Source organism: Pseudodesulfovibrio pelocollis, assembly GCF_030282845.1.
Lineage (GTDB): Bacteria > Desulfobacterota > Desulfovibrionia > Desulfovibrionales > Desulfovibrionaceae > Pseudodesulfovibrio > Pseudodesulfovibrio pelocollis.
In genome coordinates this window covers 1-11,368 of record NZ_JASTWE010000026.1, presented here as the reverse complement: position 1 = coordinate 11,368, position 11,368 = coordinate 1, and the positions used below count along the sequence as shown (strand labels likewise).

At 66.6% G+C, this 11,368-nt stretch carries 9 protein-coding genes; 5 read left to right on the top strand and 4 right to left on the bottom strand.

The genetic code is table 11. The annotated features are described in order from the left end of the window. Positions 1–69: 69 nt before the first annotated feature. From QQS14_RS10210 to QQS14_RS10195, 4 genes are all read right to left on the bottom strand, one after another. Entirely contained in the window at positions 70–1,575 is a 1,506-nt protein-coding gene (locus QQS14_RS10210; RefSeq protein WP_285906890.1) for a B12-binding domain-containing radical SAM protein, read from the bottom strand. Between the two features lie 210 nt (positions 1,576–1,785). Continuing rightward, positions 1,786–2,121, bottom strand: coding sequence for a tRNA-binding protein (locus QQS14_RS10205; RefSeq protein WP_285906889.1), 336 nt, complete (start codon positions 2,119–2,121; stop codon positions 1,786–1,788). Between the two features lie 102 nt (positions 2,122–2,223). Continuing rightward, positions 2,224–2,685 (bottom strand): 4Fe-4S ferredoxin, encoded by a 462-nt coding sequence (locus QQS14_RS10200; RefSeq protein ID WP_285906888.1) that lies wholly within the window; start codon positions 2,683–2,685, stop codon positions 2,224–2,226. Beyond that, on the bottom strand, positions 2,675–3,718 hold the full coding sequence (locus tag QQS14_RS10195; protein ID WP_285906887.1) for a 4Fe-4S dicluster domain-containing protein: 1,044 nt from the start codon (positions 3,716–3,718) through the stop codon (positions 2,675–2,677). The genes QQS14_RS10200 and QQS14_RS10195 overlap by 11 nt, the downstream gene beginning before the upstream one ends. Before the next feature lie 436 nt (positions 3,719–4,154). Between QQS14_RS10195 and QQS14_RS10190 the strand changes: the two genes are divergently transcribed. From QQS14_RS10190 to QQS14_RS10170, 5 genes are all read left to right on the top strand, one after another. Further along, positions 4,155–5,480, top strand: a complete 1,326-nt coding sequence (locus QQS14_RS10190) for a citrate synthase (RefSeq protein ID WP_425607923.1) — start codon at positions 4,155–4,157, stop codon at positions 5,478–5,480. Positions 5,481–5,610: 130 nt separating this feature from the next. Continuing rightward, positions 5,611–6,378, top strand: coding sequence for an NAD kinase (locus QQS14_RS10185; protein WP_285906885.1), 768 nt, complete (start codon positions 5,611–5,613; stop codon positions 6,376–6,378). A gap of 141 nt (positions 6,379–6,519) precedes the next feature. Further along, entirely contained in the window at positions 6,520–8,601 is a 2,082-nt protein-coding gene (locus QQS14_RS10180) for a DEAD/DEAH box helicase (RefSeq protein ID WP_285906884.1), read from the top strand. A 36-nt stretch (positions 8,602–8,637) separates the two neighbouring features. After that, positions 8,638–9,453, top strand: coding sequence for a hypothetical protein (locus QQS14_RS10175; protein ID WP_285906883.1), 816 nt, complete (start codon positions 8,638–8,640; stop codon positions 9,451–9,453). A 58-nt stretch (positions 9,454–9,511) separates the two neighbouring features. Further along, the gene (locus tag QQS14_RS10170; protein ID WP_285906926.1) at positions 9,512–11,296 is read left to right on the top strand and encodes a YgiQ family radical SAM protein; all 1,785 of its coding nucleotides are present in this window, start codon (positions 9,512–9,514) and stop codon (positions 11,294–11,296) included. Positions 11,297–11,368: the final 72 nt, after the last annotated feature.

The window sequence follows — 11,368 nt, the reverse complement described above, 5'->3', positions numbered from 1 at the left end:
GGAGAGACAGTGAAAAGGCCGCTCCCGCGAGCAGCCTTTCCTGTGTCCTTTGATCCGGTCTCATCCCCCTCAGACCGTAATGGTGTCGCAAGTCGTGTCGGTGTGCATGACGCGCTTGGCCACCCGGTCGAAGTGCAGGCCGAGGATGGCGAGTTCCACAGCCACCGGGAAGGCCTTGCGGTTGGTCAGCATGGTCTTGATCATGAGCTTCCAGTAGTTGAATCGGGCGCGCGAGACCACGCCGACATGCCACATGCTCTTGACCAGGGCCAGCAGCTCGACAGGATCGGTCCGCCGCCGGGCGGTGGGGCAGTATTCGCGCAGGAACGTGTTGATCCGCTTGTAGTATTTTCGTGGGGAATAGATGACGCCGAGCAGTTGCTTGTACCCGTCGAGCAATGCCTTGCGCCCCATGGCCGGGATGAAGTTCAGGCAGGCGTCGGTGTTCTCGCCGCTGGCCTCGCCAAAGAGCCGCCCTTCCTGCTCCAGCCGCCTCCACAGGCGGGTCTGCGGCATGGCGTTGAGCACGCCGACCATGGCCGTGACCACGCCGATCTCCTGGATGAACCGGATCTGCTGCTCGAAGATGGACGGCGTGTCATGGTCAAAGCCCACGATGAACCCGCCCATGACCTGCATCCCGTGACGGTGAATCTCCCTGACCGCGCTGGCGAAATCCATCGCCACGTTCTGCTTCTTGCCGCACTCGATCAGGCTGTCCACCGACGGCGTCTCGATGCCGATGAACACCTTGTGGAAGTTGGCCTCGCTCATCATGGTCATGAGTTCCCGGTCATTGGCCAGATTGATGCTCGCCTCGGTCATGAGCATGTACGGATAGCCGCGCTCGCGCTGCCACTGGGCCAGCCGGGGCAGCAGCCGCTTCACATGGGCCACGTTGCCGATGAAGTTGTCGTCCACGACGAACACGGTGTCGCGCCAGCCCGCGTCATACAGGCTCTGCATCTCGCGCAGCATCTGCTCCGGGCTCTTGACCCGCGACCGCCTGCCGTTGAGGGCCATGATGCCGCAGAACTCGCAGTCAAAGGGGCAGCCACGCGAATATTGCACGGACATGGACACGTAATCCTTGAAATTCAGCAGCTCCCAGAGGGGAATCGGCGTGGTCGCCAGATCGGGCCGCCGGTCCGACTGATACACTTCCCTGGCCGTCCCGTTTTGCAGGTCTTCCACAAAGGCGGGCATGATCTCCTCGGCCTCACCCACGATGAAGTGATCGACGCCGGGAAACGTCTCGCGCCCGGTGCCGAAGGCCGGGCCGCCCGCCACCACCAGCTTGCCCGCCTCCCTGGCCCGCCCGATGATCTGGCGCGCGCTGGGCGCCTGGACCAGCATGGCGCTGACCATGACCATGTCCGCCCAGGCCAGATCCGCCTCGCTCAGGGGCGCGACATTGGTGTCCACGAGCCGTTTCTCCCAACCGGCCGGGAGCATGGCGGCCACCGTGAGCAAGCCCAGGGGCGGAAAGGCCGCCTTTTTCGAGACAAAGGGCAAGACGTGCTTGAAACTCCAAAAGGTATCTGGATAGGCGGGATAAACGAGCAGTGTTTTCATGGCGGAAGACCTCTTTTCCACCATAAAAGCCACAATGACGAACGCAAGGGGAAGCACAAGATTATAACATGAAATACCCGGTCAGATTGACGCAACAGACCGCCCCGGCAGGACAAAACACACCGATCTGGAAATCCCGGGGTGAAAGGGAATCGCCTCCGGGGACTGCCCTCGGGTGCCGGAAAACGTCTGCGGCGGCCAAAGCCGCCCTCACCCCAGCTTCAGGCCGTTTGGCACGGGCTTGTCCGGCACGGCCAGGACCACGCCGTCGTCGCGGTAGAAGCCGGTGATCAGACACTCCGAGCGCATGGGGCCGATCTGCTTGGGCGCGAAGTTGACCACGGCCACGATCTGGCGACCCGTCAGTTCTTCCGGGGCATACAGCTGGGTGATCTGGGCGCTCGACTTGCGCTCGCCGATGTCCGGGCCGAAATCCACCCACACCTTGTAGGCCGGGGTTCGCGCCTCGGGAAACGGCTCGACCCTGGTGATGGTCCCCACCCGCAACTCCACCTGTTCAAATTCGTCCCAGCTTATGGTTTTCATGCATTCCTCCGCAATGATTGGCGAACCATAGCACCATCAGGACACAACGAAAAGGGGAGCCCTGGCGGGCTCCCCACACAGAGGAAGGAGTGTGACGGAAAATCAGCGCAGCCGGGCATAGGCCGAGGGGCCGCGCAGCAGGGCCGCCAGGGCCGCGCCCCCCAGCGCCACGGCCAACCCGAGATGCACCCATTCGATGGTCACCACCAGGGCCGGTTCAAGGGTCACCGAAGGCAGATTGCGGTACATTCGCAGGCCGCCGCTGACCATGAGCCCGCCGAGGATGACCACCCGGGCCGCGCCCAGCGGCGTCAGCGCCAGCCGGTCGCGCCAGGCGCGCAGCCAGTTGGTGGCGGCCAGCCCGGCCGTGAAGAGCAGCAGGGCCGCGAAATAGGAGTGCAGCCGGTGGACAAGGAAGAAATCCCCGGTCCAGGCCAGCCCCGGCACCTCGGTCAGGGCGTAGCGCTCGGCCAGCGGCATCTGGAGCAGGCCGGTCACGGCAAGCCCGGCCACGGACACGACAAAGAGACGGCTGATCCATGAGGAATACGGTCTAGCGCGCATCGTCACCCTCCTTGGACTGAGTCGCGTGGCCGTCTTCGCCCGGACCGAGCAGCCTTGCCCCGATCCCCAGGAATCCGGCGGCGATGCCCGCCACCGGGGCAAGGAGCGCGGCCGTGGCCGCTGAATTTTCTTCGGCCATGACATCGGCCACACCCTTGAGGTGCGGGCGGCCCCTGCCCTGCTCAATGGCCGCGTCCAGCAGCTCAAAGGGCACCGGCGAGACATAGATGGTGTTGGTGCCGCCGTTCTCGTCCAAACCGTACATGAAGCCGTTCATCGATTCGGCCAGTTCCCGCGCCTTGGCGATCATCTCCCGGCGTGGGCCGATGGTCTGCACCTCCTCGGGACACTGCTCGATGCAGGCGGGCACCTCGCCCCGATCGAGGCGCTGATGGCAGCGGTCGCACTTGTACATGACGCCGTTGCCCGCAAAGCGCGGCATGAGGTGGAGATAGAGCCCCACCCCGGACTGGCGCTGCGGGACATGCCAGGGACAGACCGTGCGGCACTTGGCCCCGCCCAGGCACAGCGAGTCGTTGATGAGGGTCAGGCCGTTGGTCTGCTTGTTGGCCGCGCCAAAGGGACACAGGTTGGCGCAGGGCGGGTTGACGCAGTGCATGCAGCGGCGAGGGATGTGGACGGTGTGATCCGCGCCGCCATGGCGCACCCGGACGCTCTGGATGTAGAGCCAGTTGTAGGGGGTCAGCCTGTCGTCGATGTCGCGCCGCCCGGACCAGTCCTCGGGCTTGGCGCGCCGGGCGGGCGACATGGCCGGAAAGGGCTTGGTCGGCTCGGGAAACTTTTCCTCGTTGGCCTCGCGGCACGCCTCCACGCACGCCCCGCAGCCGATGCACCGCGACAGGTCGAGGACCGTGACAAGCTCCGCGTCCGCCGCGACCCCGGGGGTGGCCGAAGCCTCACCCGGCGCGGCCAGGGCCAGCGAGGGCGCGGCCAGACCCGCCCCGCCCACGGCCAGGGCCTTGAGAAATCCGCGTCGGCTCAGGCCGGATTGGGTTGCACCCGATTTCTTCATGATCGCCGCACTCCTGATATTTGGTTGCGCAGGCCGCCTGTTCCCTTCCTGCAACATACCCTATAGGGGTATATTGGTCCTTGTCAACCCCTGTGTCGGGGATTGTGTCCCGCCCAGGTTCGGCGTAGTGTCGCAAAAGACCCGGCAAGGCAGGTGCGCCCCCGCATCGTGCCCCGCGTGTTGACTTTTTTGTGCAATCATCGCCCATCGGAGTTTGACATGGCGGAATCTCTCGACTATACATGCCCATACCACGACACCGAGTCCACTCCGCCCGGATCGGCATCACCGAATTTCCGGGCGCACCTTGTGGCGGGCTCGCCCTTTGGCGCACCCCCGGAGCCATCCGGGGGCGGACGACGAAGAAACCCTTCGACACCAGGTCCGAACAGCCGAATTTTCTTTTGCACCCGACGCCTGGAGGGGGGCTTCACTCATGACTTCCAGAGGTAACCGCATGTTGAAAGAGACCAAGGACACCAAGGGCAAGACCGCCTACCTCATCCTCGACGGCACCACCTACGAACTGCCCGTCATCGTGGGCAGCGAGAACGAGCACGCCATCGACATCCGCTCCCTGAGAAAGGAGACCGGCCACATCACCTACGACCCGGGCTACGGCAACACCGGGGCCTGCTCCAGCGCAATCACCTTCGTGGATGGCGAAAACGGCATCCTGCGCTACCGCGGCTACCCCATCGAGGAACTGGCCGCCAGCAGCACCTTCATCGAAACCGCGTACATGCTCATCTTCGACGCCCTGCCCACCCGGGAGCAGCGCCAGCAGTTCCGCGACCTGCTCAGCGACCAGGAACTGCTGCACGAGGGGTTGCGCCACCACTTCGACGGATTCCCCTCGGCCGGGCATCCCATGGCCCTCCTCTCGGCAGTGATCAACGCCATGGGCTGCTACCACCCGGATCTGCTGGAGATCGAGACCGAGGACGAATTCCTGCGCGCCGCAGCCAAGATCATCTCCAAGGTGCGCACCATCGCTGCCTGGTCCTTCCGCAAGGGCCAGGGATTGCCCTTCATGTATCCCGACCCCAAGCTGTCGTACTGCCGAAACTTCCTGCACATGATGCACTCCATCCCCTACAAGCAGTTCGACCCCACGGACGAACAGGTGCGCGCCCTCTCCCTCTTCTTCCTGCTCCACGCCGACCACGAGCAGAACTGCTCCTGCTCCACGGTGCGCATGGTCCAGTCCACCGAGGCCAACCTCTTTGCCTCGGTCTCGGCGGGCATCTGCGCCCTGTGGGGCCGCCTGCACGGCGGTGCCAACGCGGGCGTGGTCACCATGCTCGAACAGATCCGCGACGGCGAATCTTCGATCCCCCAATACCTTGAGCGGGCGAAGAAAAAGGAACTCAAGCTGATGGGTTTTGGCCACCGCATCTACAAGAGCTTCGACCCCCGGGCAAAGATCCTGCGCAAGGCGGCCCACGACATGCTCGAATCCACGGGCTACGAAGACCCGCTGCTGGACATCGCTCTGGAACTGGCCGACGCGGCCATGCGCGACGAGTACTTCATAGAGCGCAAGCTCTACCCCAACGTGGACTTCTACTCCGGCATCATCCTGCGCGCCCTGGGCATCCCGGTGAACATGTTCCCGGTCATGTTCGCCATCGGCCGCATGCCCGGCTGGATAGCCCACTGGTACGAGGCCCACAGCGACGGAACCACTCGCATTCACCGGCCGCGCCAGATCTACACCGGCCAGACCCCGCGCGCCTACGTGCCCATCGACCAGCGGTAGGACACGGCAATGCAAGAGCACACCCCCGGCCCGTCAGGGCCGGGGTTTTTCTTGCCCCAGGCATGACACGCGGTATAGGATTTCCAGAAAACCCATGTGGATGTCTTCACCTGAGGAGAACAGCATCGCCATGCCATTCGACAGGATCGCCTGCGTTTCGTCCGCCTCGCCCAAGGCCCGCGAGGGGCTGCGCCAGTTGGCTGCCGCCATGCTCCTGGTGCCGGTGGCCGAAGCTGAGGTGATCATCGCCCTGGGCGGCGACGGCTTCCTGCTGCGGACCATGCACGCATACCTGCACACCGGCCTGCCCATCTACGGCATGAACCGGGGCTCTGTCGGCTTTCTGCTCAACGAGTTCGACTGCGAAAACCTGCGCGAGCGCCTCGGCAACGCCCAGCCGCACCAGCTGCGCCCCCTGCGCATGACCGCCACCACCATTGACGGCCAGCGCCACGAAGCCCTGGCCTTCAACGAGGTGGCCCTCTTGCGCCGCTCCCAGCAGTCGGCCCATGTGCGGGTGCTGGTCAACGGCCGCCAGCGCCTGGAAAACCTCGTCTGCGACGGGGTCATGGTGGCCACCCCGGCGGGCAGCACGGCCTACAACCTCTCGGCCCACGGCCCCATCATCCCCCTGGGGTCCAACGTCCTGGCCCTGACCCCGGTCAGCCCCTTCCGGCCCCGGCGCTGGAACGGCGCGCTCCTGCCCCACACGGCCGAGGTGGAATTCGAGATACTCAACCCCGTGCACCGTCCGGTGGATGCGTCGGCAGACTCCAAGCAGGTCCGCGCGGTGACGCATGTGACCGTGCGCGAGGACCCGTCGCTGCACGCCCGCATCCTCTTCGACCCGGACCACTCGCTGGAGGAGCGCATTTTCAACGAGCAATTTCTCCACTGACGGCCCGTCGGCCCCCTCCAACAGGAGCCATTGTACAAACGACGCGAAAAGGTGTATGCTTATCGCGCCAAAGAGCCATTCACGCCCCGGCCAGATCATCGCATCCGCCGCCGGGGTCCACACCATACACTTCAGGACACCATGGAAAACGACATCACCAGAGAACCGACAGACGAAACACCCGGGACCGACTCGGACCAGCACATCATCACCTTCGACGCCCTGCCCCCAGTCCTGCGCCAGGCCTGCGACCGCGCCGGGTGGACCAAGCTCATGCCCGTGCAGGAAAAGGCCATGCCCTTCCTGCTGGCGGACCGCGACGTCATGGTCCAGGCCAGGACCGGCTCGGGCAAGACCGGTGCCTTCGTGCTCCCGCTGCTCGAAAAACTCGACCCGGCCCTGGCCCAGTGCCAGGCCCTGGTCATGGTCCCCACCCGCGAGCTGGCCCGCCAGGTGGCCGACGAGGCCCGCATGCTCTCCGGCGAGAAGGGCATCGGCGTGGTCGCGGTCTACGGCGGCGTGGGCTACAAGGAGCAGCTCGACGCCTTCCGCGATGGCGCGCACCTCGTGGTGGGCACCCCGGGCCGCATCCTCGACCACCTCGTGCGCCGCAACCTGACGCTCGACCACCTCAAGGCCCTCATCTTCGACGAGGCGGACCGCATGCTCTCGGTGGGCTTCTACCCCGACATGGTCGAGGTCAAGCGCTACCTGCCGCGCTCGCTGCGCGGGGCGTACATGTTCTCGGCCACCTTCCCCCAGAGCGTGCTGCGTCTGGCCGAGGAATTCATGAACAAGCCGGAGTTCCTCAGCCTGTCGAGCGAAGAGGCCAACATCTCGGCCATCGCCCACCAGTTCGTGGAGGTTCCGGCCATGGGCAAGGAGCGCAAGCTCATCAAGCTCATCGAGCTTGAGAACCCCACCTCGGCCCTCATCTTCTCCAACACCAAGCGCAACGTGGAGTTCACCGCCGCCCTCCTCGCCCAGTTCGGCTTCGACGCCGAGGGGCTGACCTCGGACCTGACCCAGGCCAAGCGCGAATCGCTCATGGCCCAGATCAAGGCGGGCAAGCTGCGCTTCCTGGTGGCCACGGACGTGGCCGCGCGCGGCATCGACATCCCGGAATTGTCCCATGTCTTCATGCTGGAGCCGCCCGAAGACCCGGAGTCCTATGTCCACCGCGCGGGCCGCACCGGCCGGGCCGGGGCCACGGGCACGGCCATCACCCTGGTGGACGTCATCCAGCGCATGGAGCTTGAGCGCATCGCCACCCGCTTCTCCATCCATTTCGACGAGATCAAGGACCCCACCGAAGAAGACGTGGCCAAAATCATCGAAGAGCGGCTCACCGCCCTGCTCGAAAAGAAATTCCGCAAGCTGACCAATCTGGAGCGCGAACGCGCCGCCCGCTTCCTGTCCCTGGCCCGCAAGTATGCGGACAACGAGGAATCCCTCGGCCTGCTGGCCATGCTCCTGGACGAGATCTACCAGAGCGCCCTGCACGGCAAGCGCGCGGCCGAGCCCGCTGGCGGCAGGCAATCCGCCCCTGCTCCGGCCCCGGCCCAAAGGCGTCAGGACGAGCGCGACGACGAACGCCCGTCGCGGGGTGGCAAGCGTCGCGGACGCGGCAATCAGGACGGCCCCCGCGATGACGCCCCGGCGCGCGAAACGAACACCCGCCGCGACGACAGGCAGGAACAGGACCGCGACCGCCCCCGCAGACCCGCCGAGCGTCGCGACGAGGGCGAGCCCGCGCCACAGGAGAGGACCGAGCGCAGTGAACCGCGCGAGGCCCAACGGGTTGCCCCGGAAGGCGAAAATGGCGACAAGGGCGAAAACAGGCGCGATCAAGGGCGTGATCAGGGACGTGAAGCAGAACCCCGTCGCCAGCCCGGTGAATCTCCTGGTGACGAGGACAAGCCGGGCAAATCGCGGCGTTCGAGGCGCGGCAAGCGCAGGCCCGACGCACCTGGGGACACACCCGGGAACGCAACCGGAAACGGGCCCGGAGACGAGCCCGCAGTCATGCGCGAGCAGCCCGAGCGCGACCGCCCGCAGGAGCGCGACGATCTGCCGGAGCACGACCACCCGCAGGATCACGACCAGTGGTCAACGGCGGAAAACATCGAGACGCGCGCCCCCCAAGGCGACGACGATTCCAAACCCGTGTCCCGGCCCAGGCCCAGACGGCGCAGGCGCAAGAAGCCCTCGTCGGGCGCCTAGTCGGCCCGACCCGCTGGCCCACCAGCCCGCTCCACCATGCCAGCAGACCTGATCCTCGGTCTGGCCGCAGGCTATCATTACGGCGACATGCGCCCCTTCCTGGCTTCCCTCGGGGAGTCGGGGTTCCGGGGCGCATGCGTGCTTTTCGTCTCGCCCACCACCCGCGACACGGACCGGGTGGCGGCCCACGGCGTCACCCTCCTGCCGGTGTCGCCGCCCGTCGGCCTGGAAGCCCTCCCCCTCAACGCCCTGCGCTATTTCCTCTACCGGGACCTTCTGCTGGCCTCGACCACCCGCCATGGGCGCATCCTGCTCACTGACGTGCGCGACGTCGTCTTCCAGGCCGATCCCTTTGGCGCGGCCTGGGCTGGCGGCCTCAACTGCGTGCTCGAAGACCCGGGCACCAGCATCGGCACCTGCCCGCACAACAGCCGCTGGGTGCGCCGCCACCTGGGGGAGGAGGCGCTGGCCTCGGTGGCGGACCGGCCCGTGTCCTGCTCGGGCACGGTGCTGGCCGACCACGAGACCATGCTCGCCTACCTCGACGCCATGACCCGGCGGCTGGTGCCCTTCACCCCTGGCGAGCGCATGGCCGGATACGACCAGGGCGTCCACAACATCCTGGTCCACACCTTGCTGGTCCACAACTGGCTGGCCCACTCTGGCGCGCTGGAGAACCTGACCCTGCACGACAATGACGGCCCGGTCCTGACCCTGGCCACCACCAAGGGCGAACCGGTTGTGGATGCACAGGGGCTGGTGCGCAACGCGCGCGGCCGCATCCCGGCCATCGTCCACCAGTACGACCGCAAACCCGCTCTCTTCGCCCGCGTCCGGGCGCGCTACGCCTGACCCCGGCCTTGTGGTGAATTCTATGGACCAATCCGCGCCCATGGGCCATCATCGCGCCATGACGCCCGCCGCCTTGTCCCGCCGCCAGCCCCTGCCCCAGCCCCCGGTGCTGCCCATGACCCGCCAGGAGATGGACCGCCTGGGCTGGGACGAGCTGGACATCCTGCTGGTCACGGGCGACGCCTATGTGGACCATCCGTCCTTTGGGGCCGCCCTGCTGGGACGCTGGCTGGTGCACCACGGCTACCGGGTGGGCGTGGTGGCCCAGCCCCGCTGGGACGCGCCCGACGATGTGGTCCGCATGGGCAGGCCCCGCCTCTTCGCCGGGGTCACGGCCGGTTCGCTGGACTCCATGCTCGCCCACTACACGGCCTTTCGCAAGAAGCGCAGCGACGATGCCTACACCCCGGGCGGCAAGGCCGGAAACCGCCCCAACCGGGCCTGCATCGCCTACGCCAACGTGGTCCAGCGCGCCTTTCGCGGCCTGCCGGTGATCCTCGGCGGCATCGAGGCCTCCCTGCGCCGCGTCGCCCACTTCGACTTCTGGACCGACTCGATCCGCCGCTCCATCCTCATCGACAGCAAGGCCACGGCCATCACCTACGGCATGGCCGAAAATTCCATCGTGGCCCTGGCCAGCGCCATCGAAAATGCGGACGGCATGGACTTGAAAACTCTGCGCCCGCTCCTGGCCCGCATTCCCGGCGTGGTCACCGCCGGGGCCAGCAGCGATGTGCCAGACTTCGCCCCGGTCATGGAGCTGCCCTCCCATGAGGAAATCCAGGCCGATCCCCAGGCCCTGATCCGGGCCACCGTCATGCTGGAAAGGCAGGTCCACCAGAACCGGGAGATCGCGGTGCAGCAAAGCGGCGACAGGCTGGTCATCGTCACCCCGCCCGGCCCGCCGCTGGATACGCGCGGTCTCGACGAGCTGGCCGGGCTGCCCTTCACCCGGCTGCCCCACCCGGCTTACTCCGAGCGCATCCCGGCCGCGGACATGATCATGACCTCCATCACCACCCACCGCGGGTGCGCGGGCGGCTGCTCGTTCTGCACCCTGGCCCTGCACCAGGGGCGGCAGATACGCTCGCGCAGCCGGGCCTCGCTCCTGCGCGAGGCAGAGGCCGTGACCCGGGTGCCCGGCTTCACCGGCAGCATCAGTGATGTGGGCGGCCCCAGCGCCAACATGTGGGGCGGGCACTGCGCCGCAGACCAGTCCGCCTGCCAGCGCGCCAGCTGCCTGACCCCCAAGATATGCCGCCATTTCACGGTCGGCCAGTCCGCCTTCCTCGACCTCCTTGATGGAGTTGCCGGGCTGCCCGGGGTCAAGCACGTGCGCGTGGCCAGCGGCTGGCGCATGGACCTGGCCCTGACCGACATGGCCCCCCTGGCCCGGCTCATCCGCACCTATGTGGGCGGCCAGGCCAAGGTCGCGCCCGAGAACATGGCCGACCATGTCCTGCGGCTGATGCGCAAGCCGCCCTTTGACACCTTCGAGCGGTTCCTCGATGTCTTTGCCCGGGAATCGGCCAAGGCGGGCAAGCGCCAATACGTCATTCCCTACCTGATGAGCGCCTTCCCCGGCTGCACCGACGACGATATGCGCGCCCTGGGCCGCTGGCTGCGCGAACGGGGATGGAAGCCCGAGCAGGTGCAGTGCTTCATCCCCCTGCCGGGCACGGCCGCAGCAGCCATGTTCCACGCCGGAACAGACCTCGCGGGCCAGCCCATCCCCGTGGCCCGGACCGATGCCCAGCGCCTGCGCCAGCACGGCCTGCTCATGCCCGCAGGCCAGCCCCCGGCGCGCGACAAACGAAGCCCGGCACGCAGGAAACATTCCTGATCCCAACCTGTTCCACCAGAATCTTTTTGGGGCTGTGCCAGATAACTAGTGTTGCGTTCCGCAATTAAATTT